The sequence below is a fragment of the Brevibacillus sp. FW301-21C12A genome, from assembly GCF_058788915.1.
Map to the genome: position 1 here is coordinate 258,089 of NZ_JBYTBG010000001.1, position 22,049 is coordinate 280,137.

At 52.0% G+C, this 22,049-nt stretch carries 27 protein-coding genes; 1 reads left to right on the forward strand and 26 read right to left on the reverse strand.

The genetic code is table 11. The annotated features are described in order from the left end of the window. Positions 1-121 precede the first annotated feature (121 nt). The 9 genes from sucD to AC3WQH_RS01375 all read right to left on the reverse strand — a co-directional run bounded on the left by sucD (position 122) and on the right by AC3WQH_RS01375 (position 7,478). Positions 122-1,024 carry a succinate--CoA ligase subunit alpha gene (sucD, locus tag AC3WQH_RS01335; RefSeq protein ID WP_005834278.1) on the reverse strand — a complete coding sequence of 301 codons (903 nt, stop codon included), beginning with the start codon at positions 1,022-1,024 and terminating at the stop codon, positions 122-124. A 43-nt stretch (positions 1,025-1,067) separates the two neighbouring features. After that, entirely contained in the window at positions 1,068-2,228 is a 1,161-nt protein-coding gene (sucC, locus tag AC3WQH_RS01340; protein ID WP_005834279.1) for an ADP-forming succinate--CoA ligase subunit beta, read from the reverse strand. Positions 2,229-2,416: 188 nt separating this feature from the next. Further along, entirely contained in the window at positions 2,417-3,475 is a 1,059-nt protein-coding gene (locus tag AC3WQH_RS01345; protein ID WP_238500988.1) for a hypothetical protein, read from the reverse strand. Between the two features lie 39 nt (positions 3,476-3,514). Beyond that, positions 3,515-4,408, reverse strand: a complete 894-nt coding sequence (locus AC3WQH_RS01350) for an AlbA family DNA-binding domain-containing protein (RefSeq protein WP_007777751.1) — start codon at positions 4,406-4,408, stop codon at positions 3,515-3,517. A gap of 142 nt (positions 4,409-4,550) precedes the next feature. After that, positions 4,551-4,910, reverse strand: coding sequence for an SCP2 sterol-binding domain-containing protein (locus AC3WQH_RS01355; protein ID WP_005834285.1), 360 nt, complete (start codon positions 4,908-4,910; stop codon positions 4,551-4,553). A gap of 181 nt (positions 4,911-5,091) precedes the next feature. Continuing rightward, positions 5,092-5,406 (reverse strand): YbjQ family protein, encoded by a 315-nt coding sequence (locus tag AC3WQH_RS01360; RefSeq protein ID WP_005834287.1) that lies wholly within the window; start codon positions 5,404-5,406, stop codon positions 5,092-5,094. Between the two features lie 156 nt (positions 5,407-5,562). Then, entirely contained in the window at positions 5,563-6,372 is an 810-nt protein-coding gene (locus AC3WQH_RS01365; RefSeq protein ID WP_005834288.1) for a GGDEF domain-containing protein, read from the reverse strand. Beyond that, the gene (locus AC3WQH_RS01370; protein WP_235694688.1) at positions 6,369-6,740 is read right to left on the reverse strand and encodes a hypothetical protein; all 372 of its coding nucleotides are present in this window, start codon (positions 6,738-6,740) and stop codon (positions 6,369-6,371) included. The genes AC3WQH_RS01365 and AC3WQH_RS01370 overlap by 4 nt, the downstream gene beginning before the upstream one ends. Before the next feature lie 15 nt (positions 6,741-6,755). Next, positions 6,756-7,478, reverse strand: a complete 723-nt coding sequence (locus tag AC3WQH_RS01375; RefSeq protein WP_007777743.1) for an EAL domain-containing protein — start codon at positions 7,476-7,478, stop codon at positions 6,756-6,758. Positions 7,479-7,936: 458 nt separating this feature from the next. Here AC3WQH_RS01375 and AC3WQH_RS01380 point away from each other — a divergent pair, with 458 nt between their 5' ends. Then, entirely contained in the window at positions 7,937-8,251 is a 315-nt protein-coding gene (locus tag AC3WQH_RS01380) for a protease inhibitor I42 family protein (protein ID WP_005834292.1), read from the forward strand. A gap of 248 nt (positions 8,252-8,499) precedes the next feature. Here AC3WQH_RS01380 and AC3WQH_RS01385 read toward each other — a convergent pair whose 3' ends face one another. From AC3WQH_RS01385 to rpsP, 17 genes are all read right to left on the reverse strand, one after another. Then, positions 8,500-10,047 carry a YifB family Mg chelatase-like AAA ATPase gene (locus tag AC3WQH_RS01385; protein WP_025846147.1) on the reverse strand — a complete coding sequence of 516 codons (1,548 nt, stop codon included), beginning with the start codon at positions 10,045-10,047 and terminating at the stop codon, positions 8,500-8,502. Positions 10,048-10,434: 387 nt separating this feature from the next. Then, entirely contained in the window at positions 10,435-10,626 is a 192-nt protein-coding gene (locus tag AC3WQH_RS01390) for a hypothetical protein (RefSeq protein WP_007777738.1), read from the reverse strand. A gap of 122 nt (positions 10,627-10,748) precedes the next feature. Next, positions 10,749-11,384, reverse strand: a complete 636-nt coding sequence (locus AC3WQH_RS01395; protein ID WP_007777737.1) for a hypothetical protein — start codon at positions 11,382-11,384, stop codon at positions 10,749-10,751. 51 nt (positions 11,385-11,435) lie between these two features. Continuing rightward, positions 11,436-12,209: a nucleotidyltransferase domain-containing protein gene (locus tag AC3WQH_RS01400; RefSeq protein ID WP_005834300.1), complete on the reverse strand. Its 774-nt coding sequence runs from the start codon at positions 12,207-12,209 to the stop codon at positions 11,436-11,438. A gap of 176 nt (positions 12,210-12,385) precedes the next feature. Beyond that, positions 12,386-13,738, reverse strand: coding sequence for an Ig-like domain-containing protein (locus tag AC3WQH_RS01405; protein ID WP_483072763.1), 1,353 nt, complete (start codon positions 13,736-13,738; stop codon positions 12,386-12,388). A 334-nt stretch (positions 13,739-14,072) separates the two neighbouring features. Beyond that, the gene (locus AC3WQH_RS01410) at positions 14,073-14,447 is read right to left on the reverse strand and encodes a YraN family protein (RefSeq protein WP_025846155.1); all 375 of its coding nucleotides are present in this window, start codon (positions 14,445-14,447) and stop codon (positions 14,073-14,075) included. Further along, entirely contained in the window at positions 14,444-14,734 is a 291-nt protein-coding gene (locus AC3WQH_RS01415) for an EscU/YscU/HrcU family type III secretion system export apparatus switch protein (protein ID WP_005834305.1), read from the reverse strand. Before AC3WQH_RS01415 ends, AC3WQH_RS01410 begins: the two co-directional genes overlap by 4 nt. Then, positions 14,731-16,644 (reverse strand): TP0910 N-terminal domain-containing protein, encoded by a 1,914-nt coding sequence (locus tag AC3WQH_RS01420; protein WP_122952502.1) that lies wholly within the window; start codon positions 16,642-16,644, stop codon positions 14,731-14,733. Before AC3WQH_RS01420 ends, AC3WQH_RS01415 begins: the two co-directional genes overlap by 4 nt. A gap of 34 nt (positions 16,645-16,678) precedes the next feature. Beyond that, a complete protein-coding gene (gene rnhB / locus AC3WQH_RS01425; RefSeq protein ID WP_005834307.1) occupies positions 16,679-17,455 on the reverse strand; it encodes a ribonuclease HII in 777 nt (258 codons plus the stop codon). A gap of 87 nt (positions 17,456-17,542) precedes the next feature. Beyond that, a complete protein-coding gene (ylqF, locus tag AC3WQH_RS01430) occupies positions 17,543-18,436 on the reverse strand; it encodes a ribosome biogenesis GTPase YlqF (protein ID WP_005834309.1) in 894 nt (297 codons plus the stop codon). A gap of 30 nt (positions 18,437-18,466) precedes the next feature. Further along, positions 18,467-19,030: a signal peptidase I gene (lepB, locus tag AC3WQH_RS01435; RefSeq protein ID WP_005834311.1), complete on the reverse strand. Its 564-nt coding sequence runs from the start codon at positions 19,028-19,030 to the stop codon at positions 18,467-18,469. A gap of 91 nt (positions 19,031-19,121) precedes the next feature. Continuing rightward, entirely contained in the window at positions 19,122-19,469 is a 348-nt protein-coding gene (gene rplS, locus AC3WQH_RS01440; protein WP_005834313.1) for a 50S ribosomal protein L19, read from the reverse strand. Positions 19,470-19,629: 160 nt separating this feature from the next. Continuing rightward, positions 19,630-20,376, reverse strand: a complete 747-nt coding sequence (trmD, locus tag AC3WQH_RS01445) for a tRNA (guanosine(37)-N1)-methyltransferase TrmD (protein ID WP_005834315.1) — start codon at positions 20,374-20,376, stop codon at positions 19,630-19,632. A gap of 12 nt (positions 20,377-20,388) precedes the next feature. After that, entirely contained in the window at positions 20,389-20,907 is a 519-nt protein-coding gene (rimM, locus tag AC3WQH_RS01450) for a ribosome maturation factor RimM (RefSeq protein WP_026557329.1), read from the reverse strand. Positions 20,908-20,922: 15 nt separating this feature from the next. Next, the gene (locus AC3WQH_RS01455; RefSeq protein ID WP_005834319.1) at positions 20,923-21,351 is read right to left on the reverse strand and encodes a YlqD family protein; all 429 of its coding nucleotides are present in this window, start codon (positions 21,349-21,351) and stop codon (positions 20,923-20,925) included. A 71-nt stretch (positions 21,352-21,422) separates the two neighbouring features. Beyond that, entirely contained in the window at positions 21,423-21,650 is a 228-nt protein-coding gene (locus tag AC3WQH_RS01460; protein ID WP_005834320.1) for a KH domain-containing protein, read from the reverse strand. 23 nt (positions 21,651-21,673) lie between these two features. Beyond that, on the reverse strand, positions 21,674-21,946 hold the full coding sequence (gene rpsP, locus AC3WQH_RS01465; protein WP_005834322.1) for a 30S ribosomal protein S16: 273 nt from the start codon (positions 21,944-21,946) through the stop codon (positions 21,674-21,676). Positions 21,947-22,049 lie beyond the last annotated feature (103 nt).

Below are 22,049 nucleotides of genomic sequence, written 5' to 3' on the forward strand. Positions count from 1 at the left end.
CTTGCATTCCAAGCGTTACCTTGGACGGCTTCGAGTGCTATTGTAGCGAAAGACAGCGGCCTCTTTCAAAAAAAGAAAAAGTGGACAAGCATCTGCCTGTCCACTTCTGCTATCAAAACGATTACTTGTTCAACACTTTCTCCAGCATGCCGCGCTCTTTCAGCAGTTCTACCAGTGTTTCACCGATTACTGCTGGCGTTTTCGCTACGCGAACGCCGCACTCTTCGAGCTTCGCGATTTTCTCAGCGGCTGTACCTTTACCGCCGGAGATGATCGCACCAGCGTGGCCCATGCGTTTTCCTGGAGGAGCAGTTTGTCCGCCAATGAAGCCTACTACTGGTTTTTTCATGTTCGCCGCGATCCATTCAGCCGCTTCTTCTTCCGCCGTACCGCCGATTTCACCGATCATGATAACGGCTTCAGTGTCTGGGTCTTCGTTGAACATTTTCAGTACATCGATGAACTCCATCCCTTTTACAGGGTCGCCACCGATACCTACAGCAGTGGATTGACCGATGCCGCGAGTGGAAGTTTGATGTACAGCTTCATAAGTCAAGGTACCGGAGCGGGATACGATACCCACTTTACCAGGGGTGTGAATGTAGCCTGGCATGATACCGATTTTGCACTCGCCTGGAGTGATAACGCCTGGGCAGTTAGGTCCGATCAGCTTGGTTTTCTTGCCTTCCATGTAACGTTTTACTTTTACCATGTCGAGGACAGGAATACCTTCGGTGATGCAGATGACCAGATCCAGTTCAGCGTCAACCGCTTCCATGATCGCGTCAGCAGCAAAAGGAGGAGCAACGTAGATAACGGAAGCATTTGCGCCTGTTTTTTCTACCGCTTCTGCTACGGTGTTGAAAATTGGAATACCGTCTACTTCGGTTCCGCCTTTACCTGGAGTCACGCCGCCAACCATTTGTGTACCGTATTCAACGGCTCCGCGAGTGTGGAACAAACCTGTTGCACCGGTAATCCCTTGTGTAATTACTTTTGTATTTTTATTAACGAGAATACTCATCGCGTTTTTTTCCCACCTTTTTTACGTATCTACTCGCAATTGCTTACTTTACCAAGGATACGATTTTCTCAGCGCCATCAGCCATGGATTCAGCCGCAACGATGTTCAGACCGGATTCGTTAAGGATTTTCTTACCGAGGTCTACGTTTGTACCTTCGAGACGCACAACGAGCGGTTTATCCAGCTTGATTTGTTTCGCTGCATTCACTACGCCGTTTGCAATGACGTCACATTTCATGATACCGCCGAAAATGTTAACGAAAATGCCTTTTACTTTTTCGTCGCGCAGAATGATTTTGAACGCTTCGGTTACTTTTTCTTCAGTAGCACCGCCGCCTACGTCGAGGAAGTTGGCAGGATCTCCACCGTAAAATTTCACGATGTCCATGGTAGCCATTGCAAGACCTGCACCGTTTACCATGCAACCGATGTTACCATCGAGGGCGATGTAGGACAGATCGTATTTGGACGCTTCGATTTCTTTCTCGTCTTCTTCATCCAGGTCGCGCAGAGCTACAATGTCAGGATGACGGTAGAGAGCGTTGCTGTCGAAGTTCAGTTTGGCATCGAGTGCCATTACTTCACCGTCGCCAGTAACAACGAGAGGGTTAATTTCAGCGATAGAGCAGTCTTTTTCAACAAATGCTTGGTACAGGCTCATCATGAACTTAGCTGCTTTGTTGATGAGTTCTTTCGGGATGTTGATCGCATAAGCCAGACGGCGCGCTTGGAACGCGTTCAGGCCCGTTACCGGATCGATTACTTCTTTGAAGATTTTTTCCGGAGTTTGCGCTGCTACTTCCTCAATCTCCGTACCGCCCTCTTCAGAAGCCATCATGACAACGCTACCTGTTGCGCGGTCAACAACGACACCCACGTAGTATTCTTTTTTAATATCGCAGCCTTGCTCGATCAAGAGGCGTTTTACTTCTTTGCCTTCCGGACCTGTTTGATGAGTTACCAGCACTTTGCCAAGAATTTCACTGGCATATGTACGAACTTCATCCAGGTTTTTCGCCACTTTTACACCGCCAGCTTTACCGCGGCCACCAGCGTGGATTTGCGCTTTTACGACAACAACCTGGGTGCCCAGTTCTTTCGCCGCTTCAACAGCTTCATCCACTGTGAAAGCTACGCGACCTTCAGGAACTTTTACACCGTACTGCTTAAGTATCTCTTTACCTTGATACTCATGAATGTTCATTCTCCATCCTCCTATGGCAGATAAAGATCGGCAAGCTTTTAGACCGGCACAAAGACATCTGTCTTCTTCCGGTCGAAAGCCTCCACTATCAGTGCAACGTAACTATTCTACGACAAAAATTGCAAAAGTGGTAGTAATATGTTCTCTTTATCGTGACCAGAACTTCGAAACTTCATGAGGAAAACCCATCATTTTCTAAGACTTTGCAACAATTTCCACTGCGCTTCGGCCATTTCATTGTGAGTGAACCAATTTGCATCCAATTGAAAATACTTGGCATACCAAATGACTTCGCGCTCTTTCCCATTGACGGTAAAGAACAAGCGATACTGCTCCGGTCCCGGATCTTTCGGTGCTTCCTTCAGCAGCTCTGCCGTTTGCAAAAGACGCACGGCCTGGTGCGCAATCCCTTGCTCCACGGTCGTTTTTCGGACTTCCAGTTCAAGGCTCTCTACAGCCATCGCACCTGTTGCGGCAATCCGAATCCGGCTCGCCTTGAATAGCTGCTCGAGCTGTTTTTCTTCCTTCTTGTCCGTTGGCGAAATCCATTCTGTCAGCTTGGAAAACAGCCCGCCGTCCAAGTGAAACGTGTGGGTTTCTTTTCCAAACGGCACACTGATTAAGGTAGGGGTCAGCACGGTCACTTCCAGCGGCCTTTCTGCTGAATTGATGCGCAAGCGATAATTCGGGTAGAGCGGATACTGCTTGAGGCTCGCTCCCGTCTCTGGCACAGCCGCTGCCAACGTCTTGCGGATGTCTTCTATCTCCGTCTCGCCAAGCACCCGTGTCTTGGCGAGGTCCTCAGCCGAGAGCAGGACCGTGTTGATTTTTTGCGACAGCAGTCCTTTTCCTGTCAGCTTTTGAATCCAGTGATAAAAAGCGACAGCGCCTGCACCGCGATATGTATTTTCGCCAAACTGGCTGGCTCCTTCTCCGACGGCCACGACGAGAGGGGCTAATTGCTTGCGGTAGAGCACGAGCGTAAAGCGCACGTCTTCCTGCTTCAAGGCTGTTTCTGAAAGCTGCAAATCTTTGCCTTGCCCAGACAGCTCCTTCATGAATGTCGGCAAATCCAGCATCACTTCCTGCCCATCTGTTGACATGACGGTTACCTTTTCTACCGCACCAAGCTCTTTCTCGATACGGTTACTCATGTCGGCCGGCACCTTGTCAGGCTGCGCACAACCGGAAATCATCATACTTGCGACCATCACAATTAACAGGTAAGCACGCAAAGACGATACCATGCAGCACCCTCCTTCGAGTATCAATCGTGCCCGATGATTCTACAAAAGTCCCAATCGTCGGCTGATCTCACTGCCAAGTTTTCGTTTGACGTAAATTTCGCCTATTTGGTGCGGGTCTTTGACCACAACCGAGCGATTGTTCGTGCGGATGACAACGTACTTCTCACCGTTTTTATCCAGTCCGCAAATCAGCTCGGAGGAAACCTCCACAAAAATCGCGACGACATGCTTGCCGTCCACTTTTTTCAGGGAGATTTTAGGAAAAGGGGTTAAAAATGGCGATGTTTTGTCCTGAATGTACTGTGTTATGGCCAAAATGTATTTATCCGGGTCGCCGTATTGCTCGATTTCGTGATCGATGCCGCAAATGGTACCTTCATCCGTAATCCCCAAAAAGAGATTGCCGTTGTTCGAGTTGGCAAATGCTACGACAGTTTTAATAATTCCGCCTTTGGACAGCAAAAAGTCGCGCTTGAATTCGATCATGTCGTTTTCGCCAAGCGAGGTTGCCACGAGCGGATCGTCTACCCGCCCGAGATAGCGAAACCTGCTGATCGCCCCCAAGCGATATACGTACTCTTCAAAGATATCAGCCGGCAAAGACAGGTCTTCCAGACTCGCATCTGTATTCTGCCATAATTTATACGTCTGTGGAGCGAAGCACATGTCAAACAATACGTTGCCGCCGAGTGATCGAATGTTCATTCCGATGGAAGCAGGCTTCGTAATCCCTGGTTGATAAGGGGGATCGTTCTCCACTTCCAGGACGCCGGAATGAAACAAAAAGTCAAAATAGTGCCTAGGCAACTGGGCATTTTGCCGCAGCAGCTCTCGGTCAACCGTAGACCTTCGAATCTCCTGGTACAAGTCGAAACGCACAGATTGTTCTGTCAGTTCATGGACAACGGCGAGTAAGGAACAAATATGGCGCATGTTTTCCCTCGTTCTTTTGTTTGGAATCCTTGTCATTGTTTGGTCATAATTTTAACGCAACTATTTGGAGGTTGACCAGTTTTTTTATGCAATCGCCCGGAAAGCGACAGCGGAACGCCCGCCAAAAGACAGGCGCCGCCGTCTAGTTTCCTGCTTTTTCAGGGCGGGACTGGTAGGCGTACAGCAATGTTTGAAGCTTCAAAGACAGTCCCATGTCCCCTTTTATTTTCAGCTTGCCCGTGACAAGAGCTGCGGCAGGATTGAGTGTACCACGGACAAGTTTGATGAAATTTTCATCGGACAATTCCAGCGTACAGCCCGCCTGTTCGGTAGCCCCGAGGCGATAGGTCGCTTCGTCATTGGCAAATTTGATTTCGTACGTACCGCCCTCTTTTCCGGCAAGCACAAAATGATAGACGGCAGAAAAGTTGCGGATCGGCTTCGGATTCGCTTTGATTTTTTGCGCCAGCTCTATCAGTGTATCTGCTACAGACACGTTCATCACCCTTTTGTCGCCGCTTCCTCTATACGCCGTGCGAAGAGGCGAGGCGCCCTTTCGTCAGCTTTTCGTACCAGCACCGTTTACACCAGTCGGGGAACGTCGCTCGCTTCGCTCTCGCTCTCATTGGCTTGAAGCGCTCGCAAGTGTTCGCACAAAAAAAGAAAGCCGGGCATTTGCCGGCTTATTTTACTCGAACAGCGGTTCCAGTCGCGATGACCATCATCATGCCTTCTCGGAGCGTTTCGAAGTCGAGGTCGACTCCAACGACTGCGTTTGCCCCGAGCGCGCGCGCTTTTTCCTTCATTTCTTGCAGCGCCATTTCGCGTCCTTCTGCCAGCTTGCTTTCGTAGGAGCCGCTTCTGCCACCGATGATGTCCGTGATTCCTGCCAAAAAGTCGCGGACCACGTTCGCCCCCATGATGACTTCTCCGCTGACGATATCCAAATAGGCTTCAATTTCTTTACCTTGCAACGTGCTGGTTGTGGTAATAATCATGGAAAAGGCCTCCTCTAACCGAATTCATTTCACTCTGACAATATGTAATACGAATGAACTTTGCGGCGGTTTCAGTTGCCCCTTTTTTAGCGGGCGGCTTACTCAAAGTGTGTGCCTGTAACCATGCCCTTATCCAGCAGCGTGCTTACGTAACGATCAGGAAAACGTAGACGCCGTCTTCTGTGCCTTGATCGCAGACGAGGCAAGGCTTGCTTGCGCGATCAGCTCCCTCCAGGAGTGGGCGAAGAAATCAGGCTCACTGTAGCCGTTCACATGGCCGACTGCGGCCGAAACCGTGATGTCCAGCACGTCGGTCGGACGCGAAATCAGCTCGATATACTGCTCGACGAGCGCGTCAGGAGCAGTAGAGATCAAGACAAATTCATCCCCTGCATACCGACACAGATGATCTCCCTGATCCTCGGCGATCGAGGAAAGCACAGCCGAATAAGTGCGGATGACGTCATCGCCGAACGGATGCCCGTATTGCTTGTTAATTCTGCCGAAATCGTTCAAATCGATGAACAGCAGGTGAAACGGAATTTTTTTCTGCAAATAGCTCTCCCCGATAAACTGGATATAAGGCGCCCGATACAGACCGGACAGCGGGTCTTTGTATTGGGCAATTTGCATTTCCACGATTTCTTTCGTAATCATCCCGCTTATTTGCTCGTCGTCCAGGATAATCGCCAGTCTGGCATTTTCATTGAGAAAGTAATGGTGCGCCTCCCAAATGTTTTGATCCGCCAGCAGGTAATGCACCTGATTGCACATCGCATCGGCGACAATCCGGTTTGGATGCGCAGTCAGGACATCTCGGGAAGTCACTAAACCTACGACCTCTCCATGGTCAATGACGACCAGCGAATCCATCTGATACTCACTCATGAGCCTTGCAGCATGGGAAACGGATTTGTCAGAGGAAATGGAATGGATCGTCGGGTTCATGATTTCGGAGATGTTCATAGCAAATCCACCTCTCGCTGTACAGACAACGCAATTTTCAGCTCAGAACGCAACACCATTGATTCGCTAATCATCCGCTCTGATTCCTCAAGAATAATTTTCATCAGCAGTTTTTCGTCCATCATCTGCAGGAGCGAGTTTCTCAGCAACACCGCCTCGATCTTCGGATGATCGATTTTCAGCAGGGTAAACTGCTCCGGAGACAGTGCCTCTGCCATCCTCCGTACTGCTTCCGGTCCGATCGGCGCTTTTCTGCCGATAATCAGCATATCCTGCATCGGAGGGACTTCAAACTCGGATATTTTTAAGGAAAGAGTGGCTTTCCTAGAATATACGCTACTATCACCAAACATCAGTAATTCCTCCAATTCTGCTCTCCCCTCTTAATCTTCTCGCAGGCGATCTGGTTTCCCAAAAAGGTATCCTTGTCCCATTGCAATTCCCAATGAAGAGGCGCAAGCAAAATCTTCTTCTTCTTCAACTCCTTCAAGAATGAGTTGAGGTTCGTACTTGCAAAAGTCAACAAACAGCTTGACGACTGTCTGTTTTTCTTGCGAAGTCGAAAGCTCCTTGGAATAGAAACGATCGATTTTGATGAAATCAGGCGAAAGATCAGTTATTTTATGAAAAATATTTGCTGCATCCCCTACATCATCTAACGCGATCAAAAAACCCATCTTTTTCAATTCGCCAATGCGATTGGTAAAAACGGGCTCATGCCAGCATTCCCCTTCCATGATCGATTCGTTTATTTCCAGTACGATTCTTTTCAAATACGGAAAAAAAGCTTGCTTGATTTCCTCGATGAATCCCGGAAACGAATCTTCCACGATCGTGGACGGAAAAATATTGACAAACAGGAGCTCCTGGGTGTGTTCCTTGGATGAACGAAGAAAAGACAAAAGCGCATGCCGAAATGACTGGGTATCCAGCTCCGGCAACTTTCTTTTTTCCTTGGCCATCGAAAACAACAGTTCCGGGTTTAGTCCCGCTTTGCTGCGGAGCAGCACCTCATACCCTATTCTTTTTTTATCAGGGAATTGGCATATGGGCTGAAACGCATGATAATACTCTCTTTTCTCAAATAGTTCCGCAATGCTCTCCATCAATTTTCCTTTCCCTTTCCTAGCAAATATGAACACAGAGAAAGCTTCCCAAGTGTGAGGTGCATAGGATGTACGCCCAATTCATTGGAAGTGCTGGGAAGTTCAACGACCAGTAAGACCGCAAACCCTAGAAGTTTTCGGCGCGAAAACTAGGTAAAAGAGATCACAAAATCTCCAGTCTATTCGACAACATATGTCTTTGTTCCTAGTTATTCGCCATTGTTTTGCATATCCCTTTCCAAATCATACTAAATTTCTGCTGAAAAAAAAGCAGCTTTTGGATAGCTCGGCATAATTTTCTGCGCGAGGCATGCCGTTTTTTCCTATATGGAACAATTATTTTTGGCTTTGTCGCTCTCCAGTTGCTCTCCTTTCGCCGCTCTCCACTCGGATTGCTTAGGCACTTTGCCGTTTTTTTCATACAGTTTGGGGAAAGGTGTTTTGCAGAGGAAAGGATGATGAAAATGGCGATGATCTCGACTTATACGCTTCAGGTGCAGAGCGGCCAGCCGTTTGCGGTCACGCTCGACGCAAATCCGACGACTGGGTACCAGTGGGCACTGTCCAATTCGGTGGACGAGACGTTTCTGTTTCTGCAATCCAGTGAATTTGTTCCGCCTTCGCAGCCCGCTCGGATTGGGCAAGGCGGTCAGCAGCGGTTCACTTTTCGGGCGCTGCGCCGGGGTGTGACTTCGCTTTCGTTCAAGTACTGCCGTCCGTGGGAGCCGTCTGATTGTGCCAGCTTTGTTTTTTATGTCGTTACGGTTGTGTGAGTTTTAGTGGTTGGGTATGGGGTGAGTGAAGCTGGGTTTTCGTGTTGCTTAGAAAAAGGCGATTTGTAAAAGGCTTGGGTTAAGCAAGGCGTTTGCCAAGCGGTACAGAGAGTATTCGCTTGCGCTTGTTTGCCAGAATGAGGTTTGTAGCTAGATGTTTGGGTAGGTGCTTGCAGTAGGTGTTGTAGTTGCTTGCAGCGGTTGCGTGCCAAAGCGCTCAACCGCACTTGCCCACCTGCTGCACGCGGTCAAAACGGCACCCCTCTGTCCAACGCCCTGTACCGAATCGCCTCCGCGACGTGCGCGGCCTCAATCTTCGCTGCTCCCTCCAAATCTGCAATCGTTCGCGCTACCTTGACGATTCTGTCGTAGGCTCTCGCGCTCAGACCGAGCGTCTCAAACGCAAGCTGCAACATTTCTTGTCCTTCTTTGTCCAGTTTGGCGTAGTTGCGCAGCTCTTCGGCGTTCATCATGCTATTGAAGGGGCTGGCGGGGCGATGCCGATATCTGTCGCATTGAATGGCGCGCGCCCGTTCTACTCGCGCCTGAATGTCCCGCGACGATTCCTCCATGGAGCGGTTGTGCAACAGTTGTACGGGCACACGCGGGACTTCGATATGCAGGTCAATCCGGTCCAAAAGCGGCCCGGACAGCTTGGAGCGGTATTTGTATATTTGTTGCGGGGAGCAGGAGCACGACTGCTTCTCCCGGGTGCCGAAAAATCCACACGGACAAGGATTGCACGAGCCGATCAGCAAAAATCTCGCCGGAAAGGAAAACACCTGCTTGGCGCGGCCAATCGTCACAATCCCTGCCTCCAGTGGCTGGCGCAGCACCTCAAGGACGTGACGGGAAAACTCGGGCATCTCGTCCAAAAACAAAATCCCGCCATGCGAGAGGCTGCATTCGCCCGGTCGGGGAATTTGTGCCCCTCCCCCGATCAGAGCTGTCGCTGTAATCGTATGATGCGGAGCGCGAAACGGCCGCTCTTGGATGAGTCCGCCCTCGCGCTTCAGTTGTCCTGCAATGCTGTATATTTTCGTGACCTCGTACGATTCGTCCGTCGTCATTTTTGGCATGATGCCTGGCAAACAGGTGGCCAGCAGCGTCTTGCCACAGCCGGGCGGTCCGACCAGAATGACGTTGTGAAAACCGGCTGCCGCGATCTCCAGCCCGCGTTTGACGAAACGCTGGCCGTACACATGCGCAAAATCCGGTGCCTGCGGGGTCACCGGGGCTTGGCTAGTCCGCGTTGATGCAGACGCCGCAGCCTGCGGATTTTTGGGCTGTAGTCCTTCTTTCCAATACTGCACCGCTTCCGTCAAATTGGCGGCGGGCAAGACGATAATCTCGACCAGATGCGCTTCGGCGGCGTTTGCCTCGGGTAAAATGACGTGGGTAAAGCCTGCCTTCGTCGCTTCCAGCAGGATGGGGAGAACGCCCGGCACGGGACGCAGGGAGCCATCGAGGGCAAGCTCTCCGAGGATCAAAATTCGCTCTGGTCGGGGCAGTATTTGTTTGGAGGCAAGCAAAATGCCAAACGCGATGGCCAGGTCAAAGCCAGAGCCTTCCTTGCGCTGGTCCGCTGGCGCCAGATTGACCGTAATTCGCTGCATCGGGTAATCGTAGCCTGCATTGCGCAAGGCAGCACGAACGCGGTCCCTCGCTTCCTTCACGGCAGAGCCGCCCAGCCCGACCAGGTCGAACTGCGGCAGTCCATTGGCAATGTCCGTTTCCACGCTCACAATCATCCCGTCTATGCCGAGAACAGTCCCGGAAAAGCTGCATGCGTACATATTCTCTCCCCCTTTGCTAGTAGCGTAGGAAAAGATAGCAGGGATGTGCAAGTTTATTACAGTGGCGGGAATGAAAACGCGAGGTGCGCAGGTTTAGCTCAGCAGTGAGAATGAAAGCGAGGTACACGCAGGTTTAGCGCAAGTGGAAAAGCAAGCTGAGTACGAAAGTTTATCGCAGCGGCAGAAAATCTTCCAAACCTGCCGCATATCCGTTTCTCACAGACTGCCTCCCTTCTCTTGCAACTGGCTGTGTCTTGCAACAAATCTGTCCAAACACAAAAAGACCCGCTACACAATACGCGAGTCTTGGCATGGCTGTTCTTTTGTCCCTGCAGCCGCTACACCCTGGCGGCAAGCCGTCACTTGCGCGGCGCAGCGCTGTTCGTTTTAGGAAAGCTCCTTTTTCACATTGGCAATGAGCTTGTCGGCATTGTTTTCGTCGTTGTCAAACATGACGAGGTCGTGCAAGACGATGCCCTCTACAGTTTGAATGGCTTCCGACATCGAGTCGGCCAGCTTTTGCATGTCGATTTTGTCTGCTTTTTCTACGTCTAATACGAGTACCAGCTTCTTCATCATGGAAATCCTCACTTTGCACGAAAAAATAATGGTTGGAAAAGATCGTATGTACCTACGGCATTATACCAAATAATTGGCGGGCAATCGACTGTGAGCTTGCTTTTCAATGCGTCCGCTACAATCTAGCCGCTTCCAGGTGCTTGCGCGTAGTAGCCTTTTTCAAAGACGATGACAGATTCCACAGGCTGGCACACGTCTTCAAACGCATAGGGAGCGTAGACGCCAAAGCCGTAGCGAAACGAAGTAAAACCGTCGCCTGTCGCTTGCCAATCAGGATCATGCTCCCGAACGAACGCTTCTACTTCCTGATACGGCTGCCCCAGCAAATTTTTTCCGTAAAAAAGAACTTCAACATTCGGATGAAATTCCACCGCCTCACAAACGCCGGGAGGTTTGTAGGAAACAAAGCAACACGAGAAATCGTCACTGTCCAAAGGCTGCTGAAACGTGCGAAATGGTCGCGGAATGAACTGCATGGCATCGGCCGCTTCCTCCCGGCTCATGCCAAGCAAAATCACTCCAGCCCCGACGTAAGGAGCAATGACAAATCGCTTGCAGGCTGGAAAGTCTGTCGGATGCAAACGCTTTGAACACGCTGCTGCCGAACCTCTCTCCGTCACGCCTGGCTCCCAGCAAGTGGTGTTTCGCTGCATGAAGGCGGTCGCTTGGACACATGCGGGCTTTGCGGACTTTGCAGGCTCGCCCAACTTGTCCTTGCGCTTCAGTTCCTCGCGGGTATGCTCAGGCAGCTTTGTCATTGGCTGCTCCCCCATCCCTGTGCTCTTTTCGCTGCTCCTACGGCACTCGCATCACTCCGGCCAGGCCAAGCGCAAATAGCGGCGATACAGCTCGTCCAGCCTGGCCGTCTGATCGGGCATGCTGCCTGCGTATTCGCTCGCACAGGCGCTCAGTCTTTCCAGTCTGTCGTCGATATACGCGTGAATCACATCTATCCTCGGTTCCAGATCAAGCTCGTCTCCCTCCATTTTCCGGTGCAGCAGCTCGTCTATTTCCCGCCGCAGGTCCGCATCTGTCACCAGCTCGGCTACTAACTGCTGAAACAGGAGCGGAGGGTTTGTCCTGTACTTTTCGATCCATTCGCAAGCCAAGATCGGGCGCAGGACGTAAAAATATTTTTTGATCCGCACGTGGTCACCCTGCAAATCCTTGCGGTAGTTTCCATTCGCCATGCTCAAATAGTGGAGCATCGCTGTTTTGGGCGAGAACAACTCGTTGCGCATCTGAATCAGTTCCGCGCGAAATCCGAGCTCGTCCCGATAAACGATACCGGAAGCCAGCCATTCGTGCAGAGCCGGATTGGATTTGCGAAACAGCTTCAACGCCTTTCGTATATCCCAGCCGCTTATATCGAGCGTTTCATCGATGGGCAGCTCCACGACATCCCGCTTGTCATCAATGGAAAGATACCACTCGGGCTTCTTCACGTACACAAACCGTACATCATAGTCGCTATCCTGCGAAGGAAAGCCCCAGGCACGGCTCCCGGACTCGACGGCAAACAGCACCTTCAGCTCGTGTTCTTTTTCGATTTCCAGCAGCTTTTGCCTGATGAGTTCCTGCATCTGCCATCCCCTTCCCGACAGTCGCGAGCGCAAAACAAACGCTGACGTGTCGTCCGAATTTTTACCGTCTTTCCTGATTGTAGCAAGTGCGTCTTCATCCGGCTACTGTGTGCGGACCTAAAAAAAACTCGCTGAACCAGATGGTCTGGATTCAGCGAGCGTTTTCGCGGGCGTTATTATTTTACCGTTACTTTGATCTCTACTTCTTCGCCTTTGTATTTGGCTGTAATCGTTGCCGTTCCTTTCGCCTTCGCTTTCACTTTGCCGCTCGTGGAAACGGTAGCTACGGAAGACTTGGACGTGCTCCAGCTCGCTTTGGAGCCGGTGAGCTTTGTTCCATCATAGGTCAACGTAATCGTTTCCGAATCCCCTTTTTTCAGGCTCAGGCTGGTGTCGTCCGCTTCCAGCAGGCTGCTGCCTTTGTCGCCTACCGTAACCTCGATTTCGACTTTTTCACCTTTGTACGTAGCCGTAATCGTTGCGGTCCCTTTCTTTTTCGCTGTGACAACGCCATCGTCGTCAACAGTCGCTACAGATGATTTGGATGTTTTCCACTCTGCTTTGGAGCCGTTGAGCTTTTCGTCGTCATAGCGGAGGGTAATCGTTTTTTCCTGGCCTTTTTTCATCTTCAGCTTAGTCTCGTTTGCTTCCAGCAAAGCCGAGCTGCCGTTGTCGACGCTGACTTCGATTTCTACCTTGTAGCCTTTGTATTCCGCTGTGATGGTTGCCGTACCTTTGGCTTTCGCCGTGATGACCCCATCCGATACAGTTGCTACGGAAGATTTGGATGTTTTCCAGGTTGCTTTCGATCCAGCGAGCTTTTCATCATCATAGGTGAGCTTGATCGTTTCTTTCTCGCCTTTTTTCAGCGAAATTTTGCTCTCATTGGCTTCGAGCTTGCCGGATTGATTGCCGGACACTTTCACGTTAATTTTGATGGACTTTCCTTTGTACTCAGCCGTTATAACTGTGGTACCGTTTGCTTTCGCCGTAATTTCGCCTCTTTTTACCGTCGCCACCGATTCATCAGAAGATACCCAGTATGCATCGAGGCCGGAAAGCGCTTTGCCTCCGTATTGGAGGGAAACCGTTTTCGTGTCGCCTTTTTTCAGGCTTACCGAAGTGCTGGATGCTTCCAATGTCGGCTCTTTGATGACGGAAGCGCGGATGCGGATCGAATCGCCGTTGTATTTCCCGTTAATGATGACCATGCCTGTCTTATATCCGGTTACGACTCCATTGCGAACCGTTGCGATCGAGCTGTTGGAAGTTGTCCAGCTTACAAGCGCGCCATCCAGCGGGCGGCCATTGTATGTAACTTTCAAGGTCAGCGGCTGCCCGATGGTTACCTCCGCATAATACGAGCTTGCCTCAAGGCCGCTTGCATCGGCTTTCGCTACATAGCTGCTCGCAGCTTGGGCTGTGGATACTTGTGCAGACGCAATGCCCGTTACGGAAAACTGAACGGCGCAAATAGCTGCGACAGCGAGTGAGACGTTTTTCATTACCTTGCTTTTTGTCAGCTTCATGTTTTACCCTCCACATTGTTTCCTTCACCGAGTAAGACGAATGAAATGGAAAAATGTCACATTAAATCACAAGTTTTTTAGAAAAACATTTGTTTTTCTAAAAAACTTTAATTTAGCGCGAAAGGCAATCGTTTCTTTCGTTTGGCAACACAGGCTGATCGGACTTGTGGCTTATGCCGGAAAAAAGAAAAAATGCCTTCCAGCCTATGCCTGGAAGGCGAATGATGATGCTTGGAGGAGTTTCATCGCGTCGAGTACAGTACATTGTACGCAGGTGCGGTGACCCTTGCTGTAGACATATCCCCATTATCCAGGTAGCCTGGAGCCCGTTTTTTTAAAAAGCCCCCACAAAATGCTCGATCGTCGGCGCTGCTTGCTCGCCATCGGCCGAGGCGGGCTGGAAAATGGCGACGACGTCAAAGCGAATGGACGGCACATGCCGCGACTGTGCCTGCAAATAAGCGACAGCCAGCTCACGCAGCTTCTGTCTTTTCCTCCACGTCACGGATTCGGCAGCCGTGCCGCAGGCAAGACTGCTCCTGGTGCGCACCTCTACAAAGACAAGCGTTTCGCCATCCTGGGCAATCAGGTCAATCTCACCCTGTCTCGTGCGTATATTTTGCGCGACGATCTCGTACCCTTTTTGCAGCAAATAACGCTTCGCGAGCTGCTCACCTTTTTGTCCGAGAAGTCTGCGGCGGTTGCTCATCTTTTGGCTCCCCCTTTGTCCAGGCGGTACACGAAAGCGAGCACTTCCGCCACTACCTGATACAGCTCAGGGGGAATCTGCTGGTCTAAATCCAGCTTCCCCAGCACTTCTACGAGCGAAGGGTCTTCCTGAATAGGGATGTCGTGCTCCTTGGCCGTTTTCAGCATGTTCTCGGCAACGAAGCCTTTCCCCTTTGCGACCACTTTTGGCGCTTCCATGGCGCCAGCCTGGTATTTGAGGGCTACAGCCTGCTTGCGCTTGTTGTCAGGGGTGCCGGATTGGTTCATACGCGCACATCCATCCCTTTGTAATCGGCAAAAATCGCTCCTTTGGCCTGGCTCGCTCCCGGCTTGCTGCTCTGCCTGTCGGGAACTGGCTGAATGCGCATGGCGGACAAATGATAGCCCACGTCGTGCAATTGCTTCGCAAACTGCTCCTTCGTCCCCTGGGCCAGTGCTTCCAGCCAAGGAGAATCATTGAAGATTTGCAGGTTGACGATCCGGTTCACAATTCCGACGTCGATCATCGTCGTCCCCATGCCTTTCAGCTCCAGATGGAAAAACAAGCGGCAGTTTTCCGGGTCCAGCTTGCCGCTTCCCTGCTTTTTCGATTCGATCTGCACAAAAGCCGTCTCCTCGCCATCTGCCTGGCGAATCGGAATTTGCAGCACGATTTGCGACAAGGTGTGACTGCCTGGCTGGACCATCATCAACTGCTGTCCGGTGACTTGCTGCAGCAACTGATCGGCTGCCTCGCGCAGCGCAGTCGGCACTGATTGCGCAGGCGCCTGACTGATCTGCAAAAGCAACGATTTCACTGTTTCGAGCTGCTTGCGCGCTCCCGGATCGGCTTGTTGCTGTCCAAGCGCCTGGCCCATCAATTCGCGTTCATGGTTGATGCCCAAGTGTCGAAACAGTTCGACGAGCGGGTTGGCGGAGGGCGAGCCTGTTACAGTCCCCGTCACAGGCGGCTGCACTGCGCCATTCGCCTGTTGTCCGCCGGGGGTGGCGATTGGCCTGGCTGTAGCGGGAAGCTCGATATTTGGCCCCTGATTTTGCTGGGGAAAAAGTCCAGACGGCTGCTGGCTGTTTTTCGTCCCTTCCAAAGCTGCTCCCGCTGGAAAAGCGGAGCTTGTCTGCTCAGGCACAGCTCTCGCTTGGCGCATGGCATTTGCCGAAGCTGCGCTGGAAGGCGCTTCACCCGCCCCTGCGAGTGGCACAGCACCTGGCAGGCTGGTCGCTTTTCCCGTACCGTCAGACGGCTGACTGGCTGGCACTTGCGCTCCCGCCGCCTGTAGTCCGATTGATCCGGGAGCTACAGAAGCGTTGGACGCCGTCCCTTGCGCGTTTGAAGAAAGCGCTTGGAGAGTGGACTGGCTGGCATTGCCTGCCGCCGCTTGCGCTGTGCCTTGACTGGTTGCATTTCCTTGCGCGACTGGTTTGGTGGAGACAGCCGCACCTTCCGCGCTTTCCGCTGTCGGCAGCAACAACGGCAGCGCAGCCAGCTTTTCTTTCAGTTGGCCGACCACTTGCCGAACATCCGCGCTCATCGCGCCAGACGGTGCCCCTGTGCCGGAAGCGGAAGGCTGTCCAGGCTGCTTGGCGGCATTTTCCTCCTGGTTCAAAAACAACGTCGCTTCCTGCAAAAACTGCTGAATCGCCTGGCCCAGCGGTTTGCCGGACACAAACGCCTTCAGTCCCGAAACCGAATCTGGCGTCAGCGGCAAATTCCGCTTCATCGCCAAAAGAAACGCATCGACTGTGCTGTCATCCATCCCGATGCGCTGCGCCACCTGCGAAAAAGCCTGGGCGATTTCCTTGGTGACAGGCAAATTGGCGTTCACGAGCGCCTGTACGATTGCCTTGCTTTCTTTTGTCTCCGCAATGCCGAGAGAACGCATCAAGCTTTCCAGCGATGCTTCCTTTCCTGTCGCTTCCGCAGACGTGTCCAGCACTTTCAAGGTTACGACTCCGTTCGAAGGCTGAACCTGCAGCCACGCCTTTTGACCCGCTTCGAGATTCGCCTCCAGCTTGGCCTGAACCTGCATTCCGCCGATCTGGACCAGCGCCATTTGGTCCGGATAATGCTTGACCACCGTGCCTTTGAATACTTGTCCGGGCGTCAGCTCTACCGGCTTGACGTTTGCCGAAGGTGTCTTTTGCACGAAAGACGACATGATTTGCGACGTGGATAACATGGACTCCCCTCCTTCGAAAGTGCTAAGCAGTTGGTCAGGCTTGTTCTTTCACCCCGGTAAAGGTCATACGGTGAAGCGGCGTCGGCCCGTATGCGGCAATCGCTGCGAGATGCTCGGCTGTACCGTAGCCCGCGTTTTTATCGAAGCCGTACTGCGGGTACTGTTTGGCGTACTCAGCCATCATCCTGTCTCTCGTCACTTTTGCCACGATGGACGCTGCTGCGATCGATACGCATTTCGCATCGCCGCCAATGATCGGGATTTGCTTGCAGGACACCCCTGTCAGTTGCACAGCGTCAATCAAAAGCACATCAGCGGGCACTCCGGCGTCTTCGATGGCTGCCTTCATCGCTTCCTTGGTAGCGTTCAAAATATTGATCGCATCGATCCGCCGAGCATCGACCATGCCGATTCCGACCGCAACGGCATCCCGCATAATTACCTCGTAAAACGCCTCGCGCGTAGCTACCGGAACCTTTTTGGAATCGTTCAAGCCTGGCAAATAAAAATCTTTCGGCAAGCAAACGGCACTCGCCACGACAGGCCCGGCCAAAGGCCCGCGCCCTACCTCGTCCACCCCAAAAACGTGCTGGTGCCCGTCGGCATAGAGTGCGCGTTCATATGTACTCATCTCGGTCCACAGTTGCTGAAGCTTGGCCTGGCGAGCCTTCGCGGCTTCTACCTGCTTCGCCAGCGCCTGCACGCCTGCCCGTTTGTCCGCTTGCAAACATTGTAAAAAATCACTAGGTACCTCGTCCAATTTTTCGATCGCCATCCGTATTTCTTTTATCGACATATCCGCCAGATTCATTGACTCATTTCTCCTTCTTACGAAAAAAACCGTCTATCAGCAATCGATAGACAGGCTTTTCGTGTGCGTGTGCGGCAAAACGTTACGCTATTCCATAAGCGAGAGCGGCTTGCCGATCGGTTCGTCCATTTCCCAGTCAATCGGGCGTTCCACGGAGATCGGCCCGAGCTTCCCTGAGCGCAGCTCGCGCAAAAAGATTTCCGCCGCTTTGTCGTAATCGATGTTGCCGCCCGAAATGAGGCAGCCGCGCTTTTTCCCGATTTCCTCCAGCATGGCGATGCGATCGTCCGGCAGCTCCTTCAGCTTGAAACGCTCGATCAAGCGTTCCGGATAGTAGTGCATCATATAGCTGATGACAAACAGCGCTACCTCTGTAAAGTCAATCAGCTCGTCCTTGATCGCACCGCTCGCCGCCAAGCGCAATCCAACCATCTGGTCTTCAAACTTGGGCCAGAGAATCCCCGGCGTATCGAGCAGTTCAAGCGTGTCGCCCATCTTCACCCACTGCTGCGCCTTCGTGACGGCCGGGCGGTCGCCCGTTGCCGCTACCGAGCGCTTGGACAGACGGTTAATCAGCGACGATTTTCCGACGTTGGGGATTCCTAAAATCATGATGCGGATCGCGCGTCCTTGCATTCCGCGTTCGCTGCGCTTCGCCAGCATGTCTGCCGCCAGCTCCTTGCACAGCTCAGGCAGTTTGTTTACGCCTTTTCCGCTCAAGGCATCAATCGGCAGCGTGCGAATGCCCTCTTTGCGGAAATAGGCAATCCATTCTTCTGTCGCCTTCTCGTCTGCGAGATCGGCTTTGTTCAGCAAAATTAATCGTGGCTTGTCACTGACAATCTCGTCAATCATCGGATTCCGGCTGGAAAGGGGAAGCCGCGCATCGAGAAGCTCGATCACCACATCAATCAATTTCAGCTTTTCCGTAACTTGCCGACGCGCCTTGGCCATATGTCCGGGAAACCATTGGATCGTCATGTTGTCTCACCTACCTTGAAGCTATTGCGATTATCTCGTCATGCGAATGCTTGCAATCGGCCAGAACGTAAACTCCGCTCTGCCAACCACCGTGCTGACAGCGACAGGACCGATGGCCCGGCTGTCATGGCTGTTCGGACGGTTGTCGCCCATTACAAAAATGTGGCCTGCCGGTACCGTGACGGGTGGGAAGTCGTTCGTAAAATACGGCTCTCCCTGTTGTTTCGCCTGTTCCTTATGTTGTGCAAGATATGGCTCTTCAACCATGTTGCCGTTGATGTAGAGCTGATCGCCTTTCACCTCGACGGTATCTCCCGCCACAGCGATGACGCGCTTGATGTAGTCGCGCGTTTTCTCTGCGTGAAACACGATGATGTCACCCGGCTTCGGCTCCTGCAAATAGTAAATGGCCTTGTTGACGACCAGTTTTTCGCTGTTATGTAACGTCGTTTCCATGGACTCGCCCTCGACAATAAACGGGGCAAACAAAAAGGTTCGAATGAGAAAAGCGAGAATCAAGGCAATGCCGAGCGCCTTCGTCCATTCCCATAGCTCATTTTTTTTCGTGCGACCGGAGGATACTTCTTCGTTCATCACTTACGCCCTCCCAAGCTGGCTCGTCCAACCCTGTAAATGGAAAAAAGAGGCCTGGCAAGCAGACCAGTCCCCTTTTCAAGCGCTTCGCTTATCGACGAATTTCTTTAATACGAGCTGCTTTACCTACGCGATCGCGCAGATAGTACAGTTTCGCACGACGTACTTTACCATGACGCACGATTTCGATCTTCTCGATCTTAGGCGTGTGTACTGGGAACGTACGCTCAACACCTACGCCGTAAGAAATCTTACGAACAGTAAATGTTTCGCTGACACCTGTACCGCGACGGCGAATCACTACGCCTTCGAACAGCTGAATACGCTCACGCTGACCCTCGATAACCTTAACGTGTACACGAACAGTGTCACCAGGTCGGAACGCAGGAATATCCTGTTTCAATTGCTCTTTTTCCAATTCACGGATAACTTGGTTCATTTCAATTCCCTCCTTCCGATAGACGTTCTTACTCGTCTCGCCAGTTTGGCCCGGTCACCCATCAGGGACCGAATTACGAGTAGCGGACCGCCTTAGTCAGCGGGCAAAATTGCCACAAGAAGTATATTAACATAGTAGGCAGGAAACTACAAGGCCTGTTCTACAATTTTCCTTCCATGTTTTGCTCCTGCTCAAGCTCTGCCAGCAGCTTTTTCATTTCGTCTGTCAGCTCAAGCTTCGCCAAGAGATCGGGACGGCGCGCCTTCGTTCGGCGCAACGATTCTTTCAGGCGCCAGCGCTCGATGTTGGCATGGTGGCCGGAGAGCAAAATATCCGGGACCCTCCAGCCGCGAAACTCCGCCGGCCGCGTATAGTGCGGGTATTCGAGCAACCCGGTCGAAAACGAATCCTCGACGGCTGACGTCTGGTTTCCCAGAGCACCCGGCTGCAAGCGCACGACACTGTCGATCACGACCATCGCGGCCAGCTCGCCGCCTGTCAGCACGTAATCGCCAATCGAGATTTCATCCGTGACCAAATGCTCGCGGATGCGCTCGTCATAGCCTTCGTAATGGCCGCAGATGAACACGAGATGCTCCTCCTGGGCCAGCTCCTCGGCCAGCTTTTGGTTGTACGGCACGCCTTGCGGGCACATGAGGATCACACGCGGCTTCTTTTCCCCTGCGAGCGCCTCTACCGCCCGAAACAACGGCTCGGGCTTGAGCACCATGCCCCCGCCGCCGCCGTATGGCGTATCGTCAACCGTGCCATGCTTGCTCTCGGAAAAATCGCGAAAGTTGGTGACGTGAAAGTCGACCAGCTCCTTCTCGCGGGCTTTTCCCAAAATGCTGCTGGACAAGACGCCCGCAAACATTTCGGGAAACAGCGTAAAAATGTCAATCCGCATCAGAAGTACCTCCTACAGCAAGCCTTCCATCAGATGGCAAACCACGCGTTTGTTGGCGATGTCCACTTCCTTGATGCAATCGTCGATAAACGGCAGCAAAATCTCTCCGCGCCGCCCTTTTACGACCCACACATCGTTTGCTCCCGGCTGCATCACATCGACGATTTTTCCGAGCTCTTCCCCTTCGTCCGTAACGACTTCGCAGCCGATCAACTGATGGATGTAAAACTCGTCCTCTTCCAGCTCCATCAGCGCGTCTTCCGGAATTTTCAGCTCGCCGCCCTTGTATTTTTCGATGTCGTTAATGTGTCCATAACCCTCGAAGCTCAAAATCTCAAAGTCTTTATGGGCGCGACGAGTCGCGATTTTCAGCTTCACTGGCTCGGAAAGAGACGGGTGAAACAAAAACAGCTCGCTGCCTTTGCGAAACCGTTGATCGGGAAAATCCGTCGTCGAGGTTACGCGCACTTCTCCCTTGAGCCCGTGCGTATTGACCAGCTTGCCCACCGTGTAAAACTTTTGTTTGCCCAAGCGTATTCACTCCTTCTATTCATCGGCTGCATGTCCTGCCGTTTGTCGAATCTCATGCACTCGTCCATCTTTTATCATGATTTCCGTTCCTGCCATGATTTCATCCCAAACATCGCCTACTTGGATTGTGACGGGACTTTGCACAGTCTGATAATCCATCTCACTGCCTTCGGGAAGACTCTCCGCCTGCTGCAAGGCAAAAGAGAGCTGGGCGATTTTTTCCTTGCGCCGCCGCTCTTCCTGGGCAATCTTTTCTTGCGCGAGCGCATATGTATCCGCAGACTTTTTCTTCGCTTCGGCCAATATTTTTTTCGATTGGAACTGCCATTGCTCCCATTCTTCGCGCTGCTGGCGAAGCTGTCTGCTGTACTGGTCAATCAGCACAGCGCGGGATGCTTCTGTCATGATGAGTTTGACCTGTACCGACCGAAAAATCGTGAGCATGTCCTGTCACTCCTTTCGACGTATCAGTTCATATCAACCAAAAAAGACTGGGAAAGCTCCCAGCCTTTTTGTCAAACAATCTCAACCGTGACGCGCTTGTCCGTTTCCACGGATGCCGCCATCACGACAGTGCGCAGGGCTTTGGCGATCCGTCCTTGCTTGCCGATGATCTTCCCCATATCATCAGGGTGCACCGACAATTCAAAGACGAGAGTGCGCTCTTTGTCCACTGCATTCACACGAACCTCATTCGGATGATCGACGAGAGCTTTAGCGATCGTTTCGACCAGCGCTTTCATCATCAGACCCCCAGATGACCGACTTATTTGCCGTATTTGGTTTCGTGCACTTTTGCGAGAACGCCTTCTTTGGAGAGAAGGTTACGAACGGTATCAGTCGGAGCTGCACCATTCAGGATCCATTGTACCGCTTTTTCGGTATCAATTTTCACCACTGCCGGTTGAGCAACCGGATTGTAGTAACCGATTTCTTCAATGAAACGGCCATCGCGTGGGGAACGGGAGTCAGCTACTACTACACGGTAGAAAGGAGCTTTCTTGGAACCCATGCGTTTCAGACGGATTTTAACTGCCATGTTGTGTCACCTCCTGTATGGATCAACGCGAGATAAACATCTGCGTTGGTGCTACTATATCTGAACCATCGCGCTGTCTGACAAGTCAGCGGCGCGAAGAGAT

What these genes read in the sequence shown, in the direction of transcription:
- sucD (WP_005834278.1), bottom strand. Translation starts at nt 1,024, where the DNA reads ATGAGTATTCTCGTTAATAAAAATACAAAAGTAATTACACAAGGGATT.
- sucC (WP_005834279.1), bottom strand. Translation starts at nt 2,228, where the DNA reads ATGAACATTCATGAGTATCAAGGTAAAGAGATACTTAAGCAGTACGGT.
- AC3WQH_RS01345 (WP_238500988.1), bottom strand. Translation starts at nt 3,475, where the DNA reads ATGGTATCGTCTTTGCGTGCTTACCTGTTAATTGTGATGGTCGCAAGT.
- AC3WQH_RS01350 (WP_007777751.1), bottom strand. Translation starts at nt 4,408, where the DNA reads ATGCGCCATATTTGTTCCTTACTCGCCGTTGTCCATGAACTGACAGAA.
- AC3WQH_RS01355 (WP_005834285.1), bottom strand. Translation starts at nt 4,910, where the DNA reads ATGAACGTGTCTGTAGCAGATACACTGATAGAGCTGGCGCAAAAAATC.
- AC3WQH_RS01360 (WP_005834287.1), bottom strand. Translation starts at nt 5,406, where the DNA reads ATGATTATTACCACAACCAGCACGTTGCAAGGTAAAGAAATTGAAGCC.
- AC3WQH_RS01365 (WP_005834288.1), bottom strand. Translation starts at nt 6,372, where the DNA reads ATGAACATCTCCGAAATCATGAACCCGACGATCCATTCCATTTCCTCT.
- AC3WQH_RS01375 (WP_007777743.1), bottom strand. Translation starts at nt 7,478, where the DNA reads ATGGAGAGCATTGCGGAACTATTTGAGAAAAGAGAGTATTATCATGCG.
- AC3WQH_RS01380 (WP_005834292.1), top strand. Translation starts at nt 7,937, where the DNA reads ATGAAAATGGCGATGATCTCGACTTATACGCTTCAGGTGCAGAGCGGC.
- AC3WQH_RS01385 (WP_025846147.1), bottom strand. Translation starts at nt 10,047, where the DNA reads ATGTACGCATGCAGCTTTTCCGGGACTGTTCTCGGCATAGACGGGATG.
- AC3WQH_RS01390 (WP_007777738.1), bottom strand. Translation starts at nt 10,626, where the DNA reads ATGATGAAGAAGCTGGTACTCGTATTAGACGTAGAAAAAGCAGACAAA.
- AC3WQH_RS01395 (WP_007777737.1), bottom strand. Translation starts at nt 11,384, where the DNA reads ATGACAAAGCTGCCTGAGCATACCCGCGAGGAACTGAAGCGCAAGGAC.
- AC3WQH_RS01400 (WP_005834300.1), bottom strand. Translation starts at nt 12,209, where the DNA reads ATGCAGGAACTCATCAGGCAAAAGCTGCTGGAAATCGAAAAAGAACAC.
- AC3WQH_RS01405 (WP_483072763.1), bottom strand. Translation starts at nt 13,738, where the DNA reads ATGAAGCTGACAAAAAGCAAGGTAATGAAAAACGTCTCACTCGCTGTC.
- AC3WQH_RS01410 (WP_025846155.1), bottom strand. Translation starts at nt 14,447, where the DNA reads ATGAGCAACCGCCGCAGACTTCTCGGACAAAAAGGTGAGCAGCTCGCG.
- AC3WQH_RS01415 (WP_005834305.1), bottom strand. Translation starts at nt 14,734, where the DNA reads ATGAACCAATCCGGCACCCCTGACAACAAGCGCAAGCAGGCTGTAGCC.
- AC3WQH_RS01420 (WP_122952502.1), bottom strand. Translation starts at nt 16,644, where the DNA reads ATGTTATCCACGTCGCAAATCATGTCGTCTTTCGTGCAAAAGACACCT.
- rnhB (WP_005834307.1), bottom strand. Translation starts at nt 17,455, where the DNA reads ATGAATCTGGCGGATATGTCGATAAAAGAAATACGGATGGCGATCGAA.
- ylqF (WP_005834309.1), bottom strand. Translation starts at nt 18,436, where the DNA reads ATGACGATCCAATGGTTTCCCGGACATATGGCCAAGGCGCGTCGGCAA.
- lepB (WP_005834311.1), bottom strand. Translation starts at nt 19,030, where the DNA reads ATGAACGAAGAAGTATCCTCCGGTCGCACGAAAAAAAATGAGCTATGG.
- rplS (WP_005834313.1), bottom strand. Translation starts at nt 19,469, where the DNA reads ATGAACCAAGTTATCCGTGAATTGGAAAAAGAGCAATTGAAACAGGAT.
- trmD (WP_005834315.1), bottom strand. Translation starts at nt 20,376, where the DNA reads ATGCGGATTGACATTTTTACGCTGTTTCCCGAAATGTTTGCGGGCGTC.
- AC3WQH_RS01455 (WP_005834319.1), bottom strand. Translation starts at nt 21,351, where the DNA reads ATGCTCACGATTTTTCGGTCGGTACAGGTCAAACTCATCATGACAGAA.
- AC3WQH_RS01460 (WP_005834320.1), bottom strand. Translation starts at nt 21,650, where the DNA reads ATGAAAGCGCTGGTCGAAACGATCGCTAAAGCTCTCGTCGATCATCCG.
- rpsP (WP_005834322.1), bottom strand. Translation starts at nt 21,946, where the DNA reads ATGGCAGTTAAAATCCGTCTGAAACGCATGGGTTCCAAGAAAGCTCCT.